Source organism: Mycobacterium leprae TN, from assembly GCF_000195855.1.
In the GTDB taxonomy this organism is placed as follows: domain Bacteria; phylum Actinomycetota; class Actinomycetes; order Mycobacteriales; family Mycobacteriaceae; genus Mycobacterium; species Mycobacterium leprae.
Genome location: NC_002677.1, coordinates 904,641 through 930,218, shown reverse-complemented (window position 1 = coordinate 930,218; position 25,578 = coordinate 904,641). Strand labels below are relative to the sequence as shown.

18 protein-coding genes and 5 pseudogenes are annotated in these 25,578 nt (G+C 59.2%); 2 read left to right on the top strand and 21 right to left on the bottom strand.

Annotated elements, in window-relative coordinates; all coding sequences use genetic code 11:
• Positions 1–722 precede the first annotated feature (722 nt).
• The 18 genes and pseudogenes from ML_RS15340 to ML_RS15310 all read right to left on the bottom strand — a co-directional run.
• Positions 723–2,038, bottom strand: a pseudogene (locus tag ML_RS15340) (wax ester/triacylglycerol synthase domain-containing protein); the annotation flags it as partial.
• Between the two features lie 855 nt (positions 2,039–2,893).
• Positions 2,894–4,051, bottom strand: coding sequence for a cation:proton antiporter (locus ML_RS03930; RefSeq protein WP_010907929.1), 1,158 nt, complete (start codon positions 4,049–4,051; stop codon positions 2,894–2,896).
• Between the two features lie 4 nt (positions 4,052–4,055).
• The gene (locus ML_RS03925; RefSeq protein WP_010907928.1) at positions 4,056–4,538 is read right to left on the bottom strand and encodes a cation:proton antiporter regulatory subunit; all 483 of its coding nucleotides are present in this window, start codon (positions 4,536–4,538) and stop codon (positions 4,056–4,058) included.
• A gap of 675 nt (positions 4,539–5,213) precedes the next feature.
• Entirely contained in the window at positions 5,214–5,390 is a 177-nt protein-coding gene (locus ML_RS15335) for a hypothetical protein (protein WP_231846722.1), read from the bottom strand.
• A gap of 284 nt (positions 5,391–5,674) precedes the next feature.
• Complete coding sequence (gene secA / locus ML_RS03915) at positions 5,675–8,497, bottom strand: preprotein translocase subunit SecA (protein WP_010907927.1); 2,823 nt, start codon at positions 8,495–8,497, stop codon at positions 5,675–5,677.
• Between the two features lie 79 nt (positions 8,498–8,576).
• Positions 8,577–9,191, bottom strand: a complete 615-nt coding sequence (gene hpf / locus ML_RS03910; protein ID WP_162618233.1) for a ribosome hibernation-promoting factor, HPF/YfiA family — start codon at positions 9,189–9,191, stop codon at positions 8,577–8,579.
• A 572-nt stretch (positions 9,192–9,763) separates the two neighbouring features.
• A pseudogene (locus ML_RS03900) lies at positions 9,764–9,989 on the bottom strand (ComF family protein); the annotation flags it as partial.
• 92 nt (positions 9,990–10,081) lie between these two features.
• Complete coding sequence (gene lpqB, locus ML_RS03895; RefSeq protein WP_162618314.1) at positions 10,082–11,827, bottom strand: MtrAB system accessory lipoprotein LpqB; 1,746 nt, start codon at positions 11,825–11,827, stop codon at positions 10,082–10,084.
• Positions 11,828–11,847: 20 nt separating this feature from the next.
• Entirely contained in the window at positions 11,848–13,536 is a 1,689-nt protein-coding gene (mtrB, locus tag ML_RS03890) for an MtrAB system histidine kinase MtrB (protein ID WP_010907922.1), read from the bottom strand.
• A gap of 127 nt (positions 13,537–13,663) precedes the next feature.
• Positions 13,664–14,350, bottom strand: a complete 687-nt coding sequence (gene mtrA, locus ML_RS03885; RefSeq protein ID WP_010907921.1) for a two-component system response regulator MtrA — start codon at positions 14,348–14,350, stop codon at positions 13,664–13,666.
• A 92-nt stretch (positions 14,351–14,442) separates the two neighbouring features.
• Positions 14,443–15,075 carry a dTMP kinase gene (locus ML_RS03880; protein WP_010907920.1) on the bottom strand — a complete coding sequence of 211 codons (633 nt, stop codon included), beginning with the start codon at positions 15,073–15,075 and terminating at the stop codon, positions 14,443–14,445.
• Between the two features lie 42 nt (positions 15,076–15,117).
• Positions 15,118–16,596 carry an adenosylhomocysteinase gene (gene ahcY / locus ML_RS03875; RefSeq protein WP_010907919.1) on the bottom strand — a complete coding sequence of 493 codons (1,479 nt, stop codon included), beginning with the start codon at positions 16,594–16,596 and terminating at the stop codon, positions 15,118–15,120.
• A gap of 136 nt (positions 16,597–16,732) precedes the next feature.
• Positions 16,733–17,264 (bottom strand): annotated as a pseudogene (locus ML_RS15330) (TetR/AcrR family transcriptional regulator); the annotation flags it as partial.
• Positions 17,237–17,419 (bottom strand): annotated as a pseudogene (locus ML_RS03870) (rubredoxin); the annotation flags it as partial. The pseudogenes ML_RS15330 and ML_RS03870, both read right to left, overlap by 28 nt.
• Before the next feature lie 1,369 nt (positions 17,420–18,788).
• Complete coding sequence (locus ML_RS15325; RefSeq protein ID WP_231846776.1) at positions 18,789–19,019, bottom strand: amino acid permease C-terminal domain-containing protein; 231 nt, start codon at positions 19,017–19,019, stop codon at positions 18,789–18,791.
• 51 nt (positions 19,020–19,070) lie between these two features.
• Positions 19,071–19,619, bottom strand: a pseudogene (locus tag ML_RS15320) (amino acid permease); the annotation flags it as partial.
• Between the two features lie 27 nt (positions 19,620–19,646).
• A complete protein-coding gene (locus tag ML_RS15315) occupies positions 19,647–19,991 on the bottom strand; it encodes a hypothetical protein (protein ID WP_231846721.1) in 345 nt (114 codons plus the stop codon).
• Positions 19,985–20,251 (bottom strand): hypothetical protein, encoded by a 267-nt coding sequence (locus ML_RS15310; protein WP_231846720.1) that lies wholly within the window; start codon positions 20,249–20,251, stop codon positions 19,985–19,987. Before ML_RS15310 ends, ML_RS15315 begins: the two co-directional genes overlap by 7 nt.
• A 693-nt stretch (positions 20,252–20,944) precedes the next feature.
• Between ML_RS15310 and ML_RS18680 the strand changes: the two genes are divergently transcribed.
• Complete coding sequence (locus ML_RS18680; protein WP_231846719.1) at positions 20,945–21,259, top strand: hypothetical protein; 315 nt, start codon at positions 20,945–20,947, stop codon at positions 21,257–21,259.
• A complete protein-coding gene (locus ML_RS18675) occupies positions 21,256–21,723 on the top strand; it encodes a hypothetical protein (protein ID WP_231846718.1) in 468 nt (155 codons plus the stop codon). The genes ML_RS18680 and ML_RS18675 overlap by 4 nt, the downstream gene beginning before the upstream one ends.
• Positions 21,724–21,803: 80 nt before the next feature.
• Here the strand turns inward: ML_RS18675 and manA are convergent, their stop codons facing one another.
• Genes manA through ML_RS03845 form a run of 3 tightly spaced genes read right to left on the bottom strand, consistent with a single transcriptional unit; the run spans position 21,804 to position 25,544 of the window.
• Positions 21,804–23,036, bottom strand: a complete 1,233-nt coding sequence (manA, locus tag ML_RS03855; protein WP_010907918.1) for a mannose-6-phosphate isomerase, class I — start codon at positions 23,034–23,036, stop codon at positions 21,804–21,806.
• A 7-nt stretch (positions 23,037–23,043) separates the two neighbouring features.
• The gene (locus ML_RS03850) at positions 23,044–24,141 is read right to left on the bottom strand and encodes a hypothetical protein (protein ID WP_010907917.1); all 1,098 of its coding nucleotides are present in this window, start codon (positions 24,139–24,141) and stop codon (positions 23,044–23,046) included.
• Complete coding sequence (locus ML_RS03845; protein ID WP_010907916.1) at positions 24,138–25,544, bottom strand: phosphomannomutase/phosphoglucomutase; 1,407 nt, start codon at positions 25,542–25,544, stop codon at positions 24,138–24,140. Before ML_RS03845 ends, ML_RS03850 begins: the two co-directional genes overlap by 4 nt.
• Positions 25,545–25,578: the final 34 nt, after the last annotated feature.

Sequence of the window (25,578 nt, the reverse complement as noted above, 5' to 3'; positions counted from 1 at the left end):
TGACCTTTGGCTTCTCCGCATCGAATAATGGATCGTGGACGGCAAGGGTGACATCATGGTCAATCGAATTAATTTTTGATATACGATTCCACCGTACACATAGGATAACCGGAGTATTGACGCGCTCCATCATCTTGTCTTTGGCGTGAACAAAATTGCTCCACCAACGCACTGACGCGAAAGTCATTGAACTGGGTTTTTCCATTGTTGCAACGGGTTCTTCGATCGTGCCTTAAACCAGCGCAGCTGTTCTGTCGTCGAGACCGAAAACGGTACCAGAATCCCATGACTTTCTCGATGTCAGCGCAGTTGTGCGGTTGTACTGCGACCGATCGAACAGCACGACTTACCCTGGCAGGAAAATGGGCTATACAGCACTGATAATACCTACTGGCCGCGTTCCCGATCACTCGGCACTGGCTAACGCGGCAACCTGGGCGACACGCGGCTGAAGTATTCGGTGATCTGTTTGATCGCACCGGCCTTGTCAGCCCTCGAATATGGCGCGATACACACCCGGAACAACATAACCACCACTGTAGCTTCACACACTCCGTTTGCAACCGCAATAATTCGACTTCGTAGCCAACGTAAAAGATAATACGACTGGCTGGCTCACTTGATTTCTTCTTCGCCGACTCGCTATCGTTTGTCGCGGTGTTCACAGCAATCGATCGTATATCGTCGCAGCAGTTTTGACCCGTAACTACCGAGAACCTTACCATAAGCTCATCAAGTGATTGGCTTAACAATCCTGGCAAACAGGTCGAGACCACTCATAGCATCGCGGTCGGCGTTGATACCGAAATACGGCATGCCGTTATAATATAATGAGGTCAGACTGATCAGCCAACACCTGATTATGCAGCGGCGGCACCGCGTAAGTCTCTACCAACTTGGTACCGGCAATGTACATCTGCGACTGGGCCCCGGGAGCATTGGTGATCAACAGATTAAACAATCGCGAATCGCGCGGAAAAGCTAGTGGCGACCCGGATAACCATGGCGTGCAAGGTTAGGCGGCGCAAAACCCGACAGCATGACAATGGTCCTGACGTCGACCAAGGCCTGGCGGCCGTCGGATTCGACTCGGTAGCGTGCGCTATCTGCGACAATCGCACCACCGCATTGCCCTCCCCCCACCGGCAAGCCAACTAGGAACGGCGTCACCTAGCTGAATGCCTGGCCAGGCCCGGTCAAAGTCAAGTTGATCATCGGCATAGACGAACAATGATGCCAGCGCTCGTACCGTACGGTAGTCCTCAAGCCCGCCCCACTGGCGACAGTGGAACCGGAACCATCAATTGCGCGAAACGGTGGCATTTAGCGGGCTACTGGATATACGGTACCGTAGGCTATTATGCGAACAACATTGAAAAACCAGAGAACAACATCGATGAATTACCCAGATTTCGTTGCCAGACCGGCGCGCACGGACCCGACAACCTGCATTCGCGAGCCTGAGTCAATCGACCAGTCACCAATGGTGCCCAACAATTAAGCGATTGTTAACTGGGTCACGTCCAGGTATCCAGATGTCTTCAACTAACTATAGTGGACGACTATGCCAATCAACGATGACATGGCCGATCTCCTGCGCAGTCATGCCGTTGATCAACGCCCATTAAAATTCAGTAACAGGGCGACGCGGTTTTTATCCAGACCCTCGACAAGATACAATTCCCACATCGGCCGCATCTTATCCAGCGGCCGCGCAACCAACCAGGCAATCAGCTCATGCAGCTGCTCGTAACTACCCGGCGATGGCAGCGCCGATCGCCCCACGTGATAGGTGATGTCGAAATCGCAATCGTCGACCCCAGACGGGCCTGATCATGGGGCCCATATTGACTCCGCGAACCTTCTGCCGGTAACGCGGAATCTGAGGCAGTCGCTGCTCGACGGTGGCCAGTAGCGTCTAATAGCATAATCCCGCACGTGGACTACGCAAGATCCACAGCGATCCGACGTACATCCAGTAGGCGGTATTCTCCAGCCGATAAAACAACGCATCCAACGGGGAAAACCGAGTCATCATTACGGTCCTGTCCTCCTTGTCGATTCGGCGCATTTGAGCAATATCTCCCACCGTAATCGCCAGCCCAGACACATCACAGCGCGAGTACACGCCAGCCTCGGACGTGCGATGATGACCAACAGGAGAAGACAACTGAAAAATTATCTGTTACTCTCCAGCAGGCCCCTATCCAATCGCTCAGTTAGTTGAGAGTGACTGTTGGTCATTGGTCCCCTGACAAACCCACCTCACCGTGACAGCTTTCGCTGTAATATCCGTTGTTGGTACGAACCACCGACACGAAACATCCTCCAGTGTCGGCAATAATTGCCCGCGACGTACCACACCTTGAGTTCACCACACCGAAGTGGCAGGTAAGCCAGGTAAGCTAAGTGGCGCGCGGCCCTAGACAACGACCGCGATGGTGTTGTCGGAATCGATGCGTAAGGCGGCTATCTTCACAGACGCTGCGCTACACCGAGCGCTGCTGGAAGCCATCGACAGCCACCGGTCCACGACGCAGCTAAAGGGCGCTGCTGGCACCCAGACTCTTCAGAGTCGGTACATCTTCGGCGAGCCCGACAGACAAAAACCCCAGACAACCACCCGAACGCCAAGGGCGCCGCAGCGCTGCGCCGGACGCGTCTGCAACCTGTCGGGCGGCACAAACTGGACCACTGCCGCTGAAGTTTTCCGCGTACATACCGTGACGAGGACCAGATACATGCTATTGCGTGCCGCGTGGAACAGGTACCCGCCAGCAACGGAAGCCGCTGGCTGGTAGTTGTCTTGCATATCGGTTGAACGGTCTCAGGTAACAGCTCTAGTAGTGGCGAGCGCGACGCAGCCAGAGCGAAGCGAGTCGCCACCAGCTGCCTAGTTGGCCGACCCAGAGCTGGTCGGCAACGAACCAGGAGTGTAGCGAGCCAGCACCGGGCCAGCGATTGCCATGATGAAGACATACGCTGTGGCCAGCGCGGCCACGGCGGGGGTCGACGTGCCGACCAATCCGATGATGATCAACGAAAACTCGCCCCGAGCGACGAGCGCTGTACCAGCGCGCAACTGCCCGCGTCGTGCCACGCCGTCGTACCGGGCGGCCAGAATTCCGGTAGCCACCTTGGTCACCGCGGTGACAGTGGCCAGGATCAGGGCTGTCGGAAACATCGGCAGGAGTTTGTGCGGGTCGACCGATATGCCGATAGCAAGGAAGAAAATCGCTGCGAACAGATCACGAAGAGGACCGAGCACCTTACGTGCGCGTTCCGCGGTATCCCCCGTCAGGGTCAAACCGACCAAGAATGCGCCTACGGCGGCCGACGCGTGCAAGGACTCGGCCACCGCCGCCACGATCAGAGTCACCCCCAGGACCCTCAGCAACAACTGCTCGGAATCGGGATGCGCCACCAGCCGACCGACATGATGGCCCCAGTGATAGGACGCGGCAAACGCCGCGAATAGCGCACAGACCGCGACTATCATGCCAACGACGGCATCCAGCCAGCTGCCACCCGCCGCAAGTACCGCGAATAGTGGCAAGTAGGCCGCCATCGCAAAGTCTTCGAGCACCAACACAGACAGCACCGCCGGCGTTTCCCGGTTACCGAGCCGACGTAAGTCAGCCAGCAAGCGCGCAATGACACCGGATGAGGAAATGTACGTGACGCCGGCCAACGCGAGCACGGCGACCCCGTCCAAACCCAGCAGCCAACCGGCCACTGCGCCGGGCGTGGCGTTGAGGATGATGTCGACACCGGCTGACGGCAGGTGACGCCGCAGACTGCTGGCGAACTCGGTCGCAGAGAACTCCAGACCCAATGTCAGCAGCAACAACACAATGCCAATGGGCGCTCCCGTAGTGATGAATTCATCAGCGGCGGACACTGGCATGATGCCGCCCTTACCGAGTGAAAGCCCCGCCATTAGATAAACCGGTATCGGAGACAAAGAGTACCGGCGTGCGCCGGCGCCCAGCACAGCAAGTGTGGTCAAGAGGGCGCCGACTTGGGACAGCAGCGCCCCCGAAATTTCCATCTCCTCAGCCCTTGTCGATGATCTGCTCGACCCCGGCGATACCTTCTTCGGTACCTATCACGATCAACACATCTCGTGCCCGCAGCGGTTCAGCCGGGCCTGGCGAAACCACGACGTCCTCGTCGCGCACGATCGCGACGATCGATGCGCCGGTACGAGTACGGGCGTGGGTGTCGCCCAGAGGACGATCGACGAACAAGCTCTCCGGTGCGATGCGAACTTGCCTGGTTTCGAGCCCGGGAACTTCACTAGCCAGCTCAGTGAACCGCTCGGCAATCCTGGGTGCGCCCAGAATCTGAGCGACAGCTTCGGCCTCGTCGTCAGTGAGGCAGAAGACCGGCTGAGCCCAGTCCGGATCGTCGCGAGCATATACGACGACATCGAAATCGCCGCTGCGCCGCGCGATGATCCCGATCCGATCACCCTTGCGACTGGTGAACTCGTACCGCAAGCCCACCCCGGGCAACAGCACCTCCTTGACGTCCATAGCCTCAATCCTTAACGAAATGCCGCCGAGAAAGAAGTGACCACGGCAATACTCTTATAGCCCAGCGGAACTAACGTTAGCGAGTCAACGGAACTGTAGTGAGTGCGCGTCAAGCACGTCTTCGATACCCACCCCAATAGTAGCGTCGCGCTGCTGACCGACTCCGACAAACACGCCAGTTTTGACTGGTCGCATACTCTGCGAACCACACTACACGGACGTCGGTTCCGCTCTCGATGGGTACGACATTGACCGATGGCGATGCACACCGAGGACAGCATGCGCACCACCCTGGATAAGATCGCCAAGTTTCTCGAGAGCTAGTCCTGACCAAACCGTTTTGACAGCTCCCCGATGTGGCTAGTGTCTTCAAGGCAGCAGCATCGGCACGTCGCTCCGGTGACTCACGGTATTTGGTTGCCCAACAGCGCCCACCAAGTCGTTCTCTTCCAGTTGGGTAACGATTAAGATGTACGCTCGCGAATAGCAGGTAACCCACCCTCATCGTGGGTGCCGCCCAGCACACAATGAGGGAGCTGGAACTATGGAGCGGGTAGCGCGGCAAGCTGGTATAGCAATGGAGATCAAAAGCCAATGGCAAGATTAAGCTTTACCGCACCATGACAAGTATACCTGTCTAGGATTCGAACAGGTCAAGATGATTAATCATAAAAGTCAACGCGAAACACTATCGCCCACCCGAGCCAAAACAGCACCCACAGCGCCAACCGCCCAGCTGGCTTCCGGCCCCCCGAACGACCCTGTTGACATGGCCCGCCATTGCCAGTAGAGCAACAGCAACGTAGCGCTGGCCAGCAGCAAATAGGTGCTGCTCTCGATCGGGGCCGACACAAACCGCGTCCACCACCATATTGCACTCTTACCGTGCCATCAAGCTATGCTGGATCGCGAGCACACCAAAACATAGCCATATTAACTACAACCGCCGCGCTGATTGGCGTGACAATCCCGTGATTGGCATCGCACGGCACCACGATGCCGACCACGAATCCAACTGAACAGAGGAAAACTACGAGGAACATGACACGCCATAGCACCGTAGGCGGTCATCAGCGAGCGTTTCATCCCCCGGTTGATCGATTGGTCTACCTCAATATTCGAGGCGAAAAGTGCCGCTATCGTTTTTTCACCGATCTCGACGGCTTGGCACCGCGGCCTCGCCGCCGCGCAGCTTCGCGCCGCTCACGTCGACTGGCCCCAACCGGGATCCCGGCTGGCGTTTTCTGCCCACCGCCGCTGTTAAGCTGCACCTGTGTCGAGCCGTCTTCGGACGGCCCAGAATACGTCAGCCCGGTCGACTCGTTATCAATATCCTTGGTGCGCAACGCGCTTGAAGCCTCTTCGCGCGGTCGGATGGCCTCGACATCCGCGACCAATCCGGTGAACCCTTCGGGTATTTCCACCGGAGCCACATGGGAAGCAGGCACCGCCTCCACAGCAAGATTGAATAAGAAGCCGACCGACTCCTCTTTCACGCCATCGAGCATGGCCATGAACATGTCGTAGCCCTCGCGCTGGTACTCCACTAACGGATCGCGCTGGGCCATCGCGCGCAGCCCAATGCCCTCCTTGAGATAATCCATCTCGTAGAGGTGTTCGCGCCACTTGCGGTCAACGACGTTAAGCAACACATTGCGTTCCAACTGACGCATCGCACCCTCGCCGGCCAGTTCCGCGAGCTCGGCTTCCCTTGCGGCATAAGCATGTTGGGCATCTATAAGCAGCGCCTCGAGCAATTCGTCGCGGCTGAGCTCGTCACACTCGGAGTCCTCGTCTGCGTGCGTCAGCGACTCGTGCTTGATCCCGACCGGATAAAGCGTCCCCAGCGCCGACCACAAAGCATCCAGATCCCAGTCCTCGACGTAGCTGTCGGTAGTCGCACCGTCGATGTAGGCAGTGATGACGTCGCGAACCATGCCCAACGCCTGCTGCTGTAGGCTCTCACCTTCGAGGATGCGACGACGCTCAGCATAGATCACCTTACGCTGCTGGTTCATCACCTCGTCGTACTTAAGAACATTCTTGCGGACCTCAAAATTCTGCTGCTCGACTTGGGTCTGGGCGCTCTTGATCGCCCGGGTGACCATCTTGGCTTCGATCGGCACATCGTCGGGCAGGTTCAGCCTGGTCAACAAGGCTTCCAAAGTAGCGCCGTGAAACCGGCGCATGAGCTCATCACCCAGCGACAAGTAGAAGCGTGACTCGCCGGGGTCACCTTGGCGACCGGAGCGGCCGCGCAGCTGGTTGTCGATGCGCCGTGACTCGTGGCGTTCGGTGCCCAACACATACAGGCCACCGGCCTCAATCACCTCGGCAGCCTCTTGACCAGCCTCCTCCTTGACCTTGGGCAGTTCGGAGTGCCAGGCCTGCTCGTACTCGTCCGGCGTCTCCACCGGATCCAGGCCACGTCTGCGCAATCGCTGGTCGGTAAGGAAGTCGACGTTGCCACCCAACACGATATCGGTACCCCGGCCGGCCATATTGGTGGCGACGGTGACACCACCGCGCCGACCCGCCACAGCGACGATGCCCGCCTCTTGTTCGTGGTACTTGGCGTTGAGCACGTTGTGCGGGATGTGCCGCTTGGTGAACTGCCGCGACAGATACTCCGAGCGTTCCACGCTGGTTGTGCCGATCAGCACCGGCTGGCCCTTCTCGTAACGCTCGGCAACGTCATCGACCACCGCCATGTATTTAGCTTCCTCAGTCTTATAAATGAGGTCAGATCGGTCTTCGCGGATCATCGGCTTGTTGGTCGGAATGGCGACCACGCCCAGCTTGTAGATCTCGTGCAGCTCAGCCGCCTCGGTCTGGGCGGTACCAGTCATGCCGGCTAGTTTGTCGTAGAGTCGGAAATAGTTCTGCAGCGTGATGGTGGCCAACGTCTGGTTCTCAGCCTTGATCTCGACGTGCTCCTTGGCCTCGATGGCCTGGTGCATGCCCTCATTGTAGCGACGTCCAATCAACACGCGACCGGTGAACTCGTCGACGATCAACACTTCGCCGTCGCGTACGATGTAGTCCTTGTCGCGGTTGAACAGCTCCTTGGCCTTCAAGGCGTTGTTGAGGTAGCTGACTAGTGGCGAATTGGCGACCTCGTAGAGGTTGTCTATGCCGAGCTGGTCTTCGACGAACTCCATGCCCTTTTCGTGCACGCCGACGGTGCGTTTGCGTAAGTCGACCTCGTAGTGAACGTCCTTGTCCATCAACCGCACCAACCGGGCAAACTCGGTGTACCAGTTGGACGCTCCATCGGCGGAACCGGAAATGATCAACGGGGTGCGAGCCTCGTCGATCAGGATGGAGTCCACCTCGTCGACGATGGCGTAGCTGTGCCCACGCTGCACCAAGTCGTCCAGCGAGTGCGCCATGTTGTCGCGCAGGTAGTCGAAGCCGAACTCATTGTTGGTGCCGTAGGTAATATCTGCGTTATAGGCCACCCTACGCTCGTCGGGGGTCATGGATGCTAAGATCACACCGACCTGCAGACCCAGGAAGCGGTGCACCCGGCCCATCCACTCGCTGTCGCGTTTTGCCAGGTAGTCGTTAACGGTGACGATATGCACACCCTTGCCGGCCAGCGCGTTGAGGTAGGCGGGCAGCACGCAGGTCAGGGTCTTGCCTTCACCGGTCTTCATTTCCGCAACGTTCCCCAAGTGCAACGCCGCCCCGCCCATCACCTGCACGTCAAACGGACGCTGGTCGAGCACCCGCCAAGCAGCTTCGCGGGCCACCGCAAATGCTTCGGGTAGTAGATCGTCGAGGCTTTCTGGGTTTTTCTCGTCGGCCAGCCGCTGCTTGAATTCGTCGGTCTTGGCCTTCAGCTCAACATCGGTGAGTTTCTCGACATTATCGGACAACGTGTTGACATATTCGGCCACCCTTTTGAGGCGCTTGACTATGCGACCTTCTCCAAGGCGCAGCAACTTCGACAGCACAGCTATGTCCCCTGTGAGTTGGAGTCTTCTTCGATAAGGCGATTCCCATCGTAAGGGACGACACGATGCTGGCCGCCGATCAAGCCAGACGAATCAAGCCATAGTCATAAGCATGGCGCCGGTAAACGACTGACGGCCGCTCACTCTGCTTATCCAGGAACAAAAAGAAATCGTGTCCGACAAGCTCCATCTCATAGAGTGCGTCGTCGACTGACATCGGCTTGGCCGGGTGTTCTTTGGTACGGACGATCCGACCCGGCTCATAGTCTGTGACCGCACCGCCGTGATCGTGCGCCGGAGCTGGTTCGGTGTTGAAGGCCTTTTCTGGCGACACAGCGACCGCGGTCGCCTCCGCCACTGAAACAGGGGTCTTGTCACCGTAGTGTACTTTGCGTCGGTCCTTGCCACGACGCAGCCGGCTCTCGAGTTTGACGACCGCTGACTCAAGTGCTGCATAGAAGCTGTCAGCGCACGCCTCACCACGCACTACCGGTCCTCGGCCCCGCGCGGTGATTTCCACGCGTTGACAGAACTTACGTTGACGACGGTTGCGTTCATGATCTAGTTCGACGTCAAACAGGTAGATGGTCCGATCGAACCGCTCCAAGCGGGCAAGTCTCTGCGAGACATGGATACGGAAGTGATCGGGGATCTCGACATTGCGGCCCTTGAACACGATCTCGACGTTCGGCATCGGTTCAACCTGTTCGTCAGATGGAACCGGTGCGGAGTTGAGAACCTGACCGAAACCCACGGTTAACCTTGACATACGTGACAACTCGTTTCTCTTTTCACGTCACACGCGCCCTGCGCGCCTAGCTTTGATGAGTGGCAGCCCGCTGCGCTCGACTTCGCCGAGCTTGCGATCGCCACTAGCTGTACAAAACCACGCCGACGGGGTGGGAGCGATTCTGCGAAAAATCAACTGCGCAAGCTGCCCGCCGGTGCAAGATGTCGATTTTCTCACCTCCTGTCGCAAGTAGCGCCGCTAGGAAAATCGCTACGGAGAATCCCCAATAAGTTTCGAGAAAGTTGCCCTCGACGTTAGCTCGTGTTCGCCTTGCCATGCCACCAATTTGGCGAGCTGTTGCGAGTTCTTAACGTCTTCCCATCGAATTCAAGCATGATTCACCGGAATCAAGCTGGCCGCATTCATTACTTTCACCGGGGTTCCATCAAGCGCGACCGCGATCGCCAGCACCTTGGTCACCCACGTCCCGGCAGCGTGCAAGATCCGAGCCGACTCACGCACTGTCGGGTCGGTAGTGCAACCAAGTTGCGGCGGCCATGCTCCTTCATCGCAAGGATCGCCTGGCGACGGGCACCAACGTAACGACCGAGCACGACCACCGGCACCAGCGGGTCGACACAGAGACTCACCACACGCGGTTCGCCAGCAGCCACTGACAGCTCTGCGGTGCAGGCGTCACTCCATCGCGTGGCGAACACACCGCAGCCAGCCACATTCCAGCGGCAGGGCGAGATCAAGCATATCCGCAGTGCGCCGATCAACGGTGAAAAGGTGACTTCGACCGCGCCGAGGTTCAGCAACCGAACCCGGTGATGCCGAAGCCATCAAACCACTCAGCCCGGCAACACCGGCTCCGCCCCCATAACAGTCAACCCCGCGACCTCCGACCAGCCCTGCTGGCTTTCAGCAACGGACGCCGAATACTGCAACACCCCTTGCGGACCCGCTACATACACCGTCGACGGGTTGGCGGCAATCACCGACAACGGAACCTGCAAACCGCGGGCCGGCGCATCAGAATTGACCCCGTCGAGGTTCACGTACGATACCGGATGCGTGGCATCGGTGCGGGTCACTACGATGTCGTCGCCAGTTCGCCAGGACAACGACACTACCGAGCTGCCCAAGCCGAAGCCCAGTCGACGCGGATATGTCAAGGCAAATTGTCCGGCCTGGGTCTGCTCGACTCCGGCGAGAATAACCTGTCCACCGATCACCATCGCGGCACGCGTCCCATCCCGGGACAGCTGCAGGTCGGTAATCGGCCCCGGGAACCGGCTGGCCACCGCGGCGGAATCCACTGGAATACGCGCGGGTTGCCCCGATGCCGGTTCCGGGATGGCCCGCAACACATTATTAGTGTCGACCACCACCCAAACCGCGTCGTCTAGCGACCAGCTGGGCCGCGACAAGCTGTGTCCGTCGGCAGACTGGACCGCCTCACCACCAAGATCACCGATCCACAGCGACGCCGCCATATCTGGAGCGCCGCGGCGCAGAGTCACCACCGATGCCACCTGCCTCCCACTGCGGGATAGTGCAGCGCCGGTCTGGTAACCCATCCGCCCGAAGGCTCCAAGCACTGTGGTAGTATTTTGTCCGATCAACGATACCAGTGCCCCACCCACCAACGCATGCAACCCCGCGCCCGCGCCGTCGGCCACGCCCGGGTCGGTGGCAGCAACGTCGGAGGTAGTCCACCCGTCGGCGAACCTGTCGTCCAGCGGCGCACCATCAGCATTTATCACATAGGGCCCTCTAATATCCGCCCTGGCCAGGGTCCAAATGATCTGTGCGGCAAGCAATTGCCTGCTGTGCGGATCGGTGGTGGATAGTTTCTCCAGATCTATCCGCGCACCGCCGTAACCTCGCCCAATCCCACTCTTGCTACCGTCGGCCCGTGTCACCGGACCACGCAGCCGCAGCGGTGGAGCCAGCAGATTGCGGACAGCGTGGGCCATCTCGGGCCGTGGACCAGCCAGCAATTTGGAAACAAGCTCGGTGGCCAACTGATCATGACCGAGAACCGCGACGTAACGGGGATCGGGAACCACGGTCTTGCCAGTCGGATCGGCAAAGTAGAGCGTGTTACGTTTGTAAGTTGCCTGAAACTGCTGCCAGTCCAAGAAAACCCCGTTGGGCAGGCGGTCAATTCGCCAACCACCTGATGTCTTGATCAATTCGACCGGACCCGGGTCTGGCAGCACACCCTCTGCAGTCTCGAACACACCCATATCCGACAACGAACCCAGGATATCTGCCCGCATTGTCGCCGAAACACGTTCGGCACCACGGGTTTCAACGAACACCACATGGTCGATCAGTAGTGCGCGACCGGCGTCGTCCCAAGCGTTGGATGCCGACTGGGTGAGGAACTGACGCGCCGCCAGATGCCGATTGGCTGGATCGGCTGTGGCCTTGAAGAATTCACGCAACAGCACATCAGGATCCATACCGGGGGTCGGCTTGGGCAGATTTGACGGCACCGGTCGCTCTACGGTGCCAATCGCCTGTGGAGCCGACGAGTTGGGTACCCCGGCACAGCCAGTGAACAACATGCCCAGACACAACAGCCGCATGATCACTAGAACGCCCCGCATCACCGGCTCCTCTCAGCGTGCTCTCGCAGGCGTTGGCGTTGGGTGCCGTGTTGTTGGCCAGCTGTGCTGGCCTGCGGACTTGGTTGCAGAATCGGTTTCATGGGCAGCGGACTTGTGGTGACCTTGTGGCCGCGAACCAACGGAAGCGTCAGTCTGAAGCAGGCGCCCTGGCCAGGCTCGCCCCATGCTTCGAGTCGACCCTGGTGCAGCCGCGCATCCTCGATGCTGATCGCCAGTCCCAGGCCGGTACCGCCGGAGCGCCGCACCCGTGACGGGTCCGAACGCCAAAACCGACTGAACACCAACTTCTCTTCGCCGGGCCGCAGTCCGATCCCGTAGTCACGCACAGTGACAGCGACAGTATCTTCGTCGGCGGCCATACGAATCCTCACCGGTTTATGCTCGGAGTGGTCGATAGCGTTGGCGATAAGGTTGCGCAAGATCCGCTCGACTCGGCGGGCATCAACCTCGGCAATCACCTCGTCGACAGGCATGTCCACCAGCAGTTCAATACCGGCCTCCTCGGCCAAGTGGCCGACATTGCCCAGCGCGTTATTCACCATCACGCGCAAATCAACCGCCTCGACAGAGAGTTCGGCCACGCCGGCGTCGTGCCGCGAGATCTCGAGCAGGTCGTTGAGCAGTGTCTCGAATCGATCGAGTTCGCTGACCATCAGTTCGGTGGACCGCCGCAACGTAGGATCGAGATCGGAGCTGTGGTCGTAGATCAAGTCGGCGGCCATCCGCACGGTGGTCAGCGGCGTGCGGAGTTCGTGGCTGACGTCGGACGTAAAACGGCGTTGTAGGTTACCGAATTCCTCGAGCTGGGTGATCTGCCGAGACAAGCTCTCCGCCATGTCGTTGAACGACACCGCCAACCGGGCCATGTCGTCCTCGCCACGCACCGGCATCCGTTCCGACAGGTGCCCCTCGGCGAACCGTTCGGCGATCCGCGACGCGGATCGCACCGGTACCACTACCTGGCGCGATACCAGCAACGCAATACCCGACAGCAATACCAGCAGCACCATGCCACCGGTGGCCATCGTGCCACGCACCAGCGTGACGGTCGCCTGTTCGTTCTTCAGCGGAAAGATCAGATAAAGCTCGAGATTGGTCACCTGCGACGACGTCGGCGTGCCGATGATCAGCGCTGGCCCCGAGAAGCCTTCAGTATGTACAGTTGCGTACTGGTAAGCCGCCTGCCCGGCTTTGATAAAGCCACGCAACGAATTAGGCACCTGATCGACGGGTCCGGCCGTGGTCGCGGTGCGCGGGCCATCACCGGGCACTATCAGCACTGCATCGAAGGCACCGACGAGGCCAGCACCAGAAGTTGGGTCAGTTTTCGATGTCAACGTGTTGCGGGCCAGCTGCAGACTGCTGTCCAGCGAACGGGTCTCCTCACCGTTGACGATCCCTGTGACGGTGGTGCGTGCCCGCTCGATCTGCTCGATGGCTACCCTGACTTTGACGTCGAGGACACGGCTGGTGAGCTGACTGGTGAGCACGAAGCCAAGCGCCAAAATCACGGCCAACGAAAGACCAAATGTTAGTGCTACAACTCGCAGTTGCAGCGACCGGCGCCAGACAACACCCACGACTCGAGTCAACGCGCCCATGCCACGCATCATGGGGCCCGAACGCCCCCAGCGACCCCGGATCCGTCGCCGCGAACTAAAGATCACAGACGGCGTCCCCCACACGCGGGTGGGTATACCTCACATTGGTGGGAGCGTGCCCCGATGTCCGCATCGCAACGCGAGCGAGTAGAGACCCTACCGTATCTCTTCGCTCCGAATCGCCGCCAGCACGTCACGGGGGTCCGGCCTTGTATCCCACTCCTCGAACGGTCAACACCACGGTCGGGTTCTCCGGGTCTTTCTCGACCTTGGCCCGTAGCCGCTGGACATGCACGTTAACCAAGCGGGTATCCGCTGGGTGACGATAGCCCCACACCTGTTCGAGCAGCACATCACGAGTAAAAACCTGGCGTGGCTTGCGTGCAAGCGCTACCAGCAGGTCGAATTCCAACGGTGTCAATGAGATGTGTTCACCGTTTCGGGTGACCTTATGTGCCGGCACGTCAATGTCGACGTCGGCAATGGACAGCATCTCGGCTGGCTCGTCGTCGTTGCGCCGTAGCCGCGCCCGTACCCGAGCAACCAGTTCCTTGGGCTTGAACGGCTTCATGATGTAGTCATCAGCACCCGACTCTAAGCCCAGCACCACGTCCACAGTGTCGGTCTTGGCGGTCAGCATCACAATCGGAACGCCGGAGTCGGCGCGCAACACCCTGCACACGTCGATGCCATTCATACCAGGCAACATAAGGTCCAGTAGCACCAAGTCGGGACGTAGCTCGCGGACCGCGGTCAAGGCCTGAGTACCGTCACCGATGACCGCGGTATCGAAGCCCTCCCCACGCAGCACTATAGTGAGCATCTCAGCCAGCGAAGCGTCGTCATCGACGACCAAAATCCTTTGCCTCATGATGTCCATGGTGTCACCAGATCGGGACAAACCTAGGGCGCCACACGGGCGTTTCACACAATGATAAGCTCAATTACCGTGAAATCCTGCCGGAACACAGTCTAACAGCCCATCAAAGTTGCTACCAACCAGCCCGAATCGATATCCGCATCGACGACTAGCCACCGCCCGCCCCAATCTGCGGCAGCCAGGCCAGCGTATACCGCGCCAGTGCGCTGCTGAAGGCCGTCGTCGCGTTCGTAGCTGTCACGCAGCCGGTCGGGATCAGTGCGGGCCCGGTAGCGGGAACGCTTCCCAGCAAGCTCGACAGAGACCGCGAGCAACACTTGCCAATCGGGAGAGGGCAGCCGCAATCTCTGGTATTCGATTCGCTGTACCCAGGCCACCGCTCTCCCGCTGCAGTCCTCATGCAAACGCGCGGCGCTGTAGGCGGCATTGGACGCGACGTAGCGATCAAGAATCACTATGTCATGGTTGCGATCCAACGCTTCGATGTCCTCGACCGCCCCGGCGCGGTCGAACGCGAACAGCAGGGCCATCGCATACACTGACGACGCGAGATCACCGTGCTGGCCGTGCAGCGCCTCTGCAGCTATGTCGGCGGCTACTGATTGCCGGTAACGCGGGAAAGCCAACGTTGCTACCGACTTCCCAGTGGCCTCAAACGCCTGGCGTAACTCCTCGGACAAAGTGCGCTTGCCAGCGCCGTCAACACCTTCAATCGCGATCAACACGGCGCGAGCCTATCGGGCCCAACTGACGAACGCTCAGCGGAATCAGTAGCGATAGTGGTCCGGCTTGAACGGGCCGTCGACGTCGACACCGAGGTATTCGGCCTGGTCCTTGGTCAGCTTGGTCAGCTGGCCGCCCAGGGCCTCGACGTGGACGCGGGCCACTTTTTCGTCGAGGTGCTTGGGGAGCCTATACACCTCATTGTCATAGTCGTCGTTTTTGGTCCACAGCTCGATCTGGGCGATAGTCTGGTTAGCGAAACTATTACTCATCACAAACGACGGATGACCGGTGGCGTTGCCCAGGTTCAGCAGCCGGCCTTCGGAAAGCACAATGATCGACTTACCGCTGTCGCCGAAAGTCCACAGATCAACCTGCGGTTTGATGTTGAGCCGCGTCGCCCCGGAACGTTCCAGCGCCGCCATGTCGATTTCGTTGTCAAAATGGCCAATGTTGCCCAGGATGGCGTGATCCTTCATTGCCTTCATGTGCTCAAGTAGAATGATGTCCTTGTTGCCGGTCGCGGTGACGACGATGTCTGAATCAGCGATGACGTCCTCGACCCGCTTGACGTCGAAGCCCTCCATCAGCGCCTGCAGCGCGTTAATCGGGTCGATCTCGGTGATAGTGACCCGCGCACCCTGACCCTTCGCCGCCTCCGCGCACCCCTTACCTACATCCCCGTAGCCACAAATGAGCACGTTCTTGCCCCCAATTAGGGAGTCGGTACCACGGTTGATGCCGTCGATCAGGGAGTGTCGAGTGCCGTACTTGTTGTCGAACTTGGACTTGGTCACCGAGTCGTTGACATTGATCGCGGGGAAGGCCAGATCCCCGGCCGCGGCGAATTGGTACAGTCGCAGCACGCCCGTGGTCGTCTCCTCGGTGACACCCTTGACCGACTTGGCGATCTTGGTCCATTTGCCTTTGTCAGTCTCGAAGCGCTTCCGCAGCAGGTTCAGAAAAACTTTCCACTCGGCGGAGTCGTCGACCTCGGCAGGCGGCACTACGCCGGCTTTCTCGTACTGCACGCCTCGCAGCACCAGCATGGTGGCATCCCCGCCGTCATCCAGGATCATGTTGACCGGCTTATCGGGATCTGGCCAGGTGAGCATCTGCTCGGCAGCCCACCAATACTCCTCGAGCGTCTCGCCCTTCCAGGCGAACACCGGTACACCCTTGGGCTCCTCGGGCGTGCCGTATGGGCCAACGACAACTGCCGCTGCCGCATGGTCCTGAGTCGAGAAGATATTGCACGATGCCCAGCGAACCTCGGCGCCAAGTGCAGTTAACGTCTCGATCAGCACCGCGGTCTGCACCGTCATGTGCAGCGAGCCGGAAATACGGGCCCCTTTCAAGGGCTGCACTTCGGCGTACTCATGACGCAGTGACATCAGGCCAGGCATCTCGTACTCGGCGAGGTCGAGTTCTTTGCGGCCGAAATTCGCTAGCGACAGGTCAGCAACCTTGAAGTCGATGCCGTTACGAACATCAGGCATCAGCGAATTTTCGGTCGTCGTCATAACGTGCCTCGATCCTTCTAGAGCTCAGAGACTCACAAGGGCAAATAAACTATTTTACAGTCACTGTAGTCGTCTTACCTTTCTGAGGCCCTGGATCCTCACAGGTCAAGGTCAAGGCACGTTGACGATTCCATGACGCTAAAGTGAACGGCGTCATCAAACGCGTCAGGATGCCAGTGTCTTCATCGCTACTGGCAACCTAGGTCGGAGTGAACGCCGTCGCCAACCGAGCCAATGCGCGAGTGATGACAAGCTCGCTGTCAGGTAGTGATTGAGCTGCCACAAACCAGGGTTAGCGACACCGGTCAGCAACGAAATCACTAATGGGTCCGCCGCCAACTCGGAGAAAACGACCGAAAACCCTGCAGGAACGATTCGTATATACTGCCAACGTTTGAGATCCAGGACGGCATGGACGTTGTCGACCAGGCGATTAGCTAGACACAGCCTATAGCCCTGCGTTAAACTTTACCGTGAACCGAACTAGTTGTAAATAGTCTGCTGGCTGATACTAGCGACACGGACGACGTTCAACAAAGTGATAGCCGACCAGCCTCGGGTCAACAGCAGATCTCACTATTGCATCCAATACCGAATCACGCGACAAGACGCGCGCCGCTTCGGCATCAAGGAATCCGCTTCACCGGCGCGAGGATATCGGAGGATATCGTTTTGGGCGCTCACAGATGCGTAACCTCTTCTTCCATATCAAAGCCCGTCTTGACCACGGGCAGCTCCAGTCCTCGGGGAGGTCATCCCAGCGGATAACGGGCTCGGTGCTATCGTCCGGCCAGCCCTGTGACTCGTCGTAAACGTAGTCGCAGACCGAGCACTGCTAGGCAGCCGTCATTGTGTAGCGCCACAGTTGGCCAGCAGCTTCTCCCTCAGTCGGGTCTGCAAGTTAGCCTAGGCGATGAAGCTCGGGAGGTGAGGGCATTTAGTGCGCCAGCACCCGAGCTTCATCGCCTTGCGTCACAGCGACGGGAAATACATCAGCCTCATCATCGACACGTACCCACTCGGCAGGTTGGACGAGCCGTCGAAGCTACGCAGCATCTGATAGCGGCGAGCCGGATTGGCGTGGTGGTCGCTGTGCTGCTGCAGGTGTTAAAGGAACAGGTTGGTAACCAGATGGTCGAATTAGCCAGCCGATGCTCAGGGGCAGCGCGCGTAGCGGCCGGCCGCGGTATTTTGCCGCAGCAGTCTGTAACGCTCGAGATAGTTCACCGTCTCAAACATGGGGTCCAGGCGTAAAACGCCTGAATAACCGCCAACGGGATCAACGCCGGGCCGAACACCGTGATCAGCCCACCCCACAACACCACCGCTATCAGCCAGACGTTGGGCACGTCGTTGCGTGGATACGTTTTTGGATTCTATGGGCTCTGCTCCGGCGCCACAGCCGCCGATCCTCCAACCGCAATGCGGAGCGCAGGCCGCCGGACAACACTGCGCGGCAGAATCTTCCAAAATATCTCGCTGAAGCGGTCTGATGCCCGATCCTCGGACGTGGCCACCCAGACGTGGTGGACACGGTTGTGCTCGATGTAGCAGCGCTCGGTAGCAGCTTTGCACGGGGTCAGCTTGGGACAGCCACCGCTCTAGGGCTTCCTTCTTGTGCCCCAATCTCGTGCGCGGCGTTCATGCTGACTGCACCGAGAACACCAGTCGACAGCACCAGCCCGATTTTCGGCGGTCAGCACAGCCCAGCCCGGATAACCCAGCCAATTCAGGCCCCACGCCGTGAACAGGTAGACACCAACGATCACGCTGGCATATTGGGAAGGGAGGCTAGGTGCACATGCAGTATTTAGAAGTACTACCTTACTGTTAATGTGCTCCTGCCGCTCCACATCTGATCATACCTCTAATGCCTTGCCGGGCCGGGTTCTGCCTGTCCGGACCAAACTCCAGGTCGAAAGCGAGCAGCAGGACGCAGACCAAGAACGGTCCGATTCACAACAACGCCGTTAAGGCATCCTGCCAGCAAACCTGATTCATGCCCCAGATGATCGACAGGATCGCTAACAGCATCTTCGGGATAATCCGGTCTTATGATCCATTTAATGTAGCGCTTCTTGTAATGCCACACCGTGAGGTCAGGTCTAAGTTCTGCAGCCATGTGCCAACACACTATAGTCAGTAACACCGTAGGTAAAGCTAGGCAATACAGCAGATTTCGTCTTCAATATCTAGACATAACGCGTTGATTTGTACTCCCTTAGACGATGCGGAAATCCATGCACCAATGCGTTGCCGGTATCAAGATCGGGGTCACGTTTGATCTGGTTGACATGGTGGGTCTGGTGAACCTTTCGACGGCCTTGCACCGAGTGCTGATATCTGTATCCGACGTAGATTGCGATTCCCGCTAACAGCCAGACAGCGCACCGAATCCAGATCAACGCGGTCAAATTCAGCATCAGCCAAACTGAGGCACAAATCAATGCGATCGGAAGCAACGGCACACGGAACCCCCACTGCAGGTCCGGCCGTGTTCGGCGCAGGATAACCACCCCAGACGACATCAGGACGAACGCAAACAATGTTCCAACGTTGACCATCTCCTCGAGCTTGACTATCAGCAACACCGCCGCAGTAACACCCACCACCGCAGCAACTAGCGAGGTGGTCTGGACCAGGGTGCCGCGAAAACCGGTCCTCGCCAACCCCCGCGGCAATAGCCCGTCCCGCGCCATGGCGAACAAGATCCGGGCACTGCCCGAGCATCAGCACCATCACCACGGTGGTCAATCCAGCCAATGCCCCAATGGAAATGACTTTGCTTACCCAGTGCACCCCGTTGGCCATGAATGCGGGCCCAGGTTTGCCGGACCATGGCCGGGTACGGTCTTGAGCTGCGTGTAAGAAACCATTCCGGATAGCACGACCGACACCGCGACGTAGAGCAGGGTCACGATCCCCAGCGACGCTGGGATCCCCTTAGGAACATCGCTCTGAGGACACCTGGCCTCCTCAGCCACAGTTGCTACTACGTCGAACCCGATAAACGCGAAGAACACAATCGATGTCCCCGCCACTACACCGTATCAGCCGTAATTGCTGCTGTGGGCACCGGTGAGCAGCGAAAACACCGACTGATTAACGCCACTTGCGTCGTGTCCGGCTTCCGGGCTCGGAATGAACGGCGAGTAGTTAGCGGCCTTGATATAGAAGGCACCGACCACCATAACCAAAATCACCACCGCCATCTTGATGCCGGTGACTACCGCGGAAAACTTCGATGACAACTTGCTGCCCAAAGCGCACAGAGTGGCCACCACTGATACGATCAGCAGCGCACCCCAGTCAACCTGCACTGTTCCGAGTCCGAGTATGCCACCAACGAATCCGAGCACAGTATCCAAGTAGCTCGACCAGACTTTAGCTACCATAGCTGAGCTACCATAGCTGCGCCCATCACCATTTCCAACAGCAAATTCCAACCGATGAGCGAGGCAATGAATTCACCGAAGTTAGCATAGGAAAAAGCATATCCGCTGCCCGCCAACGGCGGCATCGAAGCCAGGTGGGCATAACACAATACCGCCAACGCACAAGTAGCCGCCGCAATCAGAAACGCGACACAGATAGCCGGACCGGTGATGTCGCCGGCAGTCGATGCGGTTACCGGTAAAGATACCGGGGCCGACAACCACCGATACCCCGAAAACTGCCTAGATCCCGCCAAGTGAGATCCTTGCGTAGCCGGGTACCGGATTCGTCAGTGTCAGCAATTGACTGTTCGACCGACTTCATCCGCCATTGACTGGCCATCAACCTGTCCCTTCGTCAGCCGTCGTAACGGCACAGTACCGAATAACCTCCGGGGAATGCGCACGGTAGCGGAAAGCACAAGGGGCCACGCTGTTGCCATCGGGGCCAGCACTGCTGGTTTATCCGCATCGCGGGTGCTCTTGGACTTCTAACAATTTTTCAAGCACAACGACCTGCCAACGGCACCGACAAACCGCGCCACAGTCCCCAAGACCGACACCTCAATCTAGCTTGGTGACCCGTGGGACAAACGAGTTCGAGGGCTTGTTTACGGGCCTGTTGAAGGATATGTGTAGCCACCGCCGTGCCGATACTTCAGAAGAACTAACCGGACTGCATCTATCCGGGCGTCGCGGGGCATATACTTAGAATGGAACACATCCTGCACGATGAATTCACCGCCTATGTGCCCAGTCGGTCGCATCTGGAGTGGCAGCTGCGACGACGGGGCCGCTGCATCGCCAAAGTCGAGATCGTGTGGAGGTCTATCCTGCCGCCACTGTTGGACCGTTCGCAGCACCGAGTGACCGGTGTGTTGATAGATTCCTGCTAGTCGAAGTGCCCAGAGGTCGTGTGCGCCGAATTTGTGGTCGACGCTACCGGCCACGGCATCCAGCTGCCGGTGTGGTTGTCGTCGTTGGGATGCCGGAAAGCAACTGAAGACACGGTGGACATCGGCATCCGCTATACCACCCACCAACGTGGTATCCCTGAGGGCCTGTTAGTGGAAAAGGTGGTTATCACCGGTGTATCTATAGCACAAGTCGCTGGAGGTTGGGCATATTATGCTATAGAGAATGACACCTGCCTTTGGTGTAGCCTACACCAAATTCTATCGACATTTCCTGATATGATTGCGCTGGCGCCGACACGCTGCTTCTCTTGAATCTGGGTGTCCCCCTGGCGCGCGCTGACTCGTGCGGCGACCCGGAGTCTTTCACGCTTTTCCGGCCAGCAGATGGCGCCACTATAGACAAACTGGACCGTTTCCCGAGCAGGATTGTTCCCTTCGGTTACGCCGTAGCCAAGCTGCAACCCCACCCATTCGGGGCAAGAAATGACGATGGCGTCGCTGCAGGCCAAGTCCATCTACAACGGGAGCTGGAGTCCCGCAACGGCGAACTGGCCCGCGTACTGTGTTCGGCCACCTCCAAGACCACCTACCTGGTATGGGCAATGAACACCATCGCTGATCTCTGTTTTTATCTCACTTCCGGACACACACACCTCTGTCTTACCGACCGGTCGGCCGGCTGGTTGACTAGTTTCTCAGAGCCGCCGAGACCGATCCCGTTTTCGCCGAATCGTTTCTGCACCGATTCCCCACCCTTCTTGACAGCCTGTACTTAGGTCCGCCCGGTCGAAATAAAATAAATGTCGCACCAGCGCTCACACACTCCGGTTGTAGCTACGTGAGCGAAGGCAAGCCGTCACAAACCGACGGTTGCCCTGAACAGCTTGGCGGGTTGCTGCGCGACCAGCCGAATCGGGCCGTCGTCGGCCGCCATCCAGACAGCCATACCGCGTTCTACGGTGAGTGCCTGGAACTTGCCGTGCACCGTAATTTCACCCTCGGTGCACAACAAGATCTGTGGGCCTTGCGACACATCGTGGGGTGACGCATCGACCTCGTGACCCAGATAATCGCCGTCGAGCGCCAATAGCGCTACCTCGAACTCATCGGTCGGGGTCTCGTAAACCACCGCAAAACCCTCGCAGCGGGTCGGCGGGCGCAGCGCCTCCTCGGGAGTTGGGTTGAAATCCAGCACCCGCAACAGCTCAGGCACATCGACATGCTTGGGGGTGAGGCCTCCTCGCAACACGTTGTCGGAGTTAGCCATCACCTCCACCCCAACACCTCGCAAATAGGCATGCAAGTTGCCGGCCGGCAAGAAGATAGCCTCGCCGGGAGTGAGGCTGATGCGGTTAAGCAACAACGATGCCAGCACGCCGGCGTCGCCGGGATAACGCTCGCCAAGTTCCATCACCGTCTTGACTTCCGCCAGGAACTCCGTCGCTCCGGAACTGACGTAGGCGATCGCCCCCTCCAGCACGGCAGGTACCAGCATGTCGATGTCGGTCTGGGGCGCGGTTATCCAGGTAGTGAACAGCGCACGCAGACCGTCGGCGTCGGACTGGTCGCTCAGCAAATGAATGAAAGGGTCGAGGTCGGAGACGGCTAACGCCGTCAGTAGCTCAGCAGTGCGTGACGACTGACGAAATCCAGCCAACGCCTCGAATGACTGCAGCGCCACCAATAACTCCGGCTTGTGACTGGTATCCCGGTAGTTACGTTCCGGCGAGGACACCGGAATGCCCAGACGTTCTTCGCGCAGGTAACCCTCGACCGCCTGCTTGGTGCTCGGATGGGCCTGCAGCGACAGCGGTTCGTCAGCTGCCAGCACCTTGACCAGGAACGGCAGCACGTCACCAAATCGAGCGCGGGACACTGAGCCAAGCTGCCCTTCCGGATCAGCGACCAGAGCCTCCAGTAGCGAAGTTTCGCCGTTCGCTGCTTGTAGCCAAACCGAGTCACCGGGGTGCGCACCGAACCAGAGCTCAGCTTCAGGGTGAGCAGCCGGCACAGGTCTTCCAGTGAATTCGGCGATAGCGGTCCGCGATCCCCACGCATATGTCCGCAACGCTCCGCGTAGCAGTTCCACTGTCTATCTATCCCCGTACCAATCGCAAATAAACCGCGGCCATTTCAAGCCGAACAGCTAACATTGCCAGCTCTTGCTCAGCGCGATCGGCGCCACCCGACACCGGTAACCCAGCCAAGCCGCTGGGCCCGTCTGGCACATCCTCAGCCGCGACGAGGTAGACGTCGTCGAGCCCAACGACCCGGGCAGCCACTACGGTCCGCTCGCTGGCCAATGTGAGCGCCAACACCCGCAGTCGCTCGGGTAGCGATCCATCGATCTCTTCGTCGTGAAAAAGAACATCCACCGAAGTAGGGGCATAGTCGGCAACGTCGACCGAGGAACGTACCGCCACAACAGCATCCGAGAGCCCGGTGGCGGATGTAACCTGGTGTGCAATCCGCAGCAGCACCGAACTACCGTGCCGAGCCAGCGCCAGCGTCGCAGCACAGTCGCCCGCCAACGCCACCCTATGACCGGACACACTCGCAGCTAGTGTCTTGGCCGGATTGGTAAAAACCTCGTAGCCAACGCTGTTGTGCAACGCTTCGGAGTCCAACTCGTCGGCGAGCATCGCCAGATCGAGGCGCAGCCTGGGGTCCACGGTTTGCAATGCGGCCAAGCCCGCAGCCAGGTACCGGCACAATCCGAACTCGTTGGGAATTCTCAGCCGCGGCTCGAGCACCGCAACACGGCCGGCCGTCGCGTCACGGAGCGGCCCCTCGTACGGCGCCACCACGACCACCCGCGCACCCCGGCCCACTGCGGTCGCGGCAGCACCGACCAGCGCCGGATCACCGGGGTCGTCTCCCGCAACAATCAGCACATCAAGCGGCCCGACCCAAGGCGGGGCCTCGCTCGCAACGACGATCGGCTCGGTGGTAGCACCACCGGATGTCGCGGCCAACATGGCCCCAGCCGTCTCGGCGGTGCCACGGCCGGCCACCCAGATCACGGTACGTGGACGATCATGAGCACGCAGCGTCTCCAACGCACCTTCCTCGGCCGCAGCAGCGATAGCGCGCACTTGGGCACCGGCCGACGAGGCGGCCCGCAGCAAGCCGTCCCGGTCAGCAGCAATCAAGCCCTTGGTGTCTTCGAGATCAATCAACCGAGTGGCGTTCACGGTTCCGCCTCCGGACCGGATATGTGGGCAGCAATTTGAGCACTAATCTGGGCGACCACCACGTCAACATCCTCGGTACTACGGCCCTCCACATTGAGCCGCAGCAACGGCTCGGTGTTGGAGTTACGCAGGTTGAACCAGCTGCCGCCGCCCAAATCCACTGTCACCCCGTCAAGGTGATCGATGGAATGAATCTGACTACCAAAAAACTCCACTACAGCATCCATACAGCTCGGCGCGTCCGCCACGGTAAAGTTGATCTCACCGGACGATTCGTAGCGCTGATAGTCAGCGGCCAGCTCCGAGAGCGGCCTTTGCTGCTCACCGAGAGCGGCTAGCACATATAGCGCGGCCAGCATCCCGGAGTCGGCACCCCAAAAGTCGCGGAAGTAGTAGTGCGCCGAATGTTCACCACCGAAAATCGCTCCAGTCTCAGCCATCAGCGCCTTGATGTAGGAATGTCCAACACGCGAACGCAGCGGTGTGCCGCCACACTCGCTGACCAGTTCAGGCACCGCGCGAGAGGTGATCACGTTGTAGATAATCGTGGCACCAATCTCCCGTTTGAGCGCACGAGCGGCCACCAAGCTGGTTACCGTCGACGGTGAGACCGACAAACCGCGTTCGTCAACCACGAAGCAACGGTCGGCGTCCCCGTCGAAGGCCAGCCCGATATCGGCGCCGGTGTCACGCACATAGGCCTGCAGATCCACCAGGTTCGCCGGGTCCAGCGGGTTGGCTTCGTGATTGGGAAACGAGCCATCGAGCTCGAAGTACAACGGCAACAAGGTGATCGAATCAATGGCGCCAAGCACAGCAGGTGTAGTGTGACCGGCCATGCCGTTGCCGGCGTCCACGGCGACCCGCAATGGACGCAGCCCAGCGGTGTTCACCAACGACCGCAAAAACACCCCATAGTCGGCCAGCACATCACGATCGGCAATGGTTCCGGGCCGCCCTCGGGAAAGCGGGTACGGTGGGATCCCGGCGATCACATCGTCGCGGATGATGGCCAGCCCAGTATCTGCACCAACCGGTTTGGCGCCGGCAAGACACAGCTTGATGCCGTTGTAGGCCGCCGGATTGTGGCTCGCGGTGAACATCGCACCAGGGCAATCCAGCAACCCCGCGGCGAAATAAAGCTGATCGGTAGAGGATAGACCAATCCGCACCACATCAACTCCCTGACCAGTTACCCCTGTCGCAAAAGCCGCGGCCAGCGATGGCGAACTGTCACGCATGTCGTAGCCGAGCACCACCTGTCGAGCACCTTCAGCGCGCATTAACCTCGCAAATGCCGCGCCGAAATCGGCGCTAAGCGACTCATCTATTTCTTTACCCACTAGCCCGCGTACGTCATATGCCTTGACGACACGGTGAACAGCCGCGGCGGGCCGAGACATGCGGGCCTCCTGATGACGGGGACTCTTGGCGCCA

Coding starts and splice junctions, on each gene's coding strand:
- ML_RS03930 (WP_010907929.1), bottom strand. CDS start 4,051: ATGGAAATTTCGGGGGCGCTGCTGTCCCAAGTCGGCGCCCTCTTGACC.
- ML_RS03925 (WP_010907928.1), bottom strand. CDS start 4,538: ATGGACGTCAAGGAGGTGCTGTTGCCCGGGGTGGGCTTGCGGTACGAG.
- hpf (WP_162618233.1), bottom strand. CDS start 9,191: ATGCCGAACGTCGAGATCGTGTTCAAGGGCCGCAATGTCGAGATCCCC.
- lpqB (WP_162618314.1), bottom strand. CDS start 11,827: ATGCGGCTGTTGTGTCTGGGCATGTTGTTCACTGGCTGTGCCGGGGTA.
- mtrA (WP_010907921.1), bottom strand. CDS start 14,350: ATGGACATCATGAGGCAAAGGATTTTGGTCGTCGATGACGACGCTTCG.
- ahcY (WP_010907919.1), bottom strand. CDS start 16,596: ATGACGACGACCGAAAATTCGCTGATGCCTGATGTTCGTAACGGCATC.
- ML_RS15325 (WP_231846776.1), bottom strand. CDS start 19,019: ATGCTGAATTTGACCGCGTTGATCTGGATTCGGTGCGCTGTCTGGCTG.
- ML_RS15315 (WP_231846721.1), bottom strand. CDS start 19,991: ATGGTAGCTAAAGTCTGGTCGAGCTACTTGGATACTGTGCTCGGATTC.
- ML_RS03845 (WP_010907916.1), bottom strand. CDS start 25,544: ATGTCTCGGCCCGCCGCGGCTGTTCACCGTGTCGTCAAGGCATATGAC.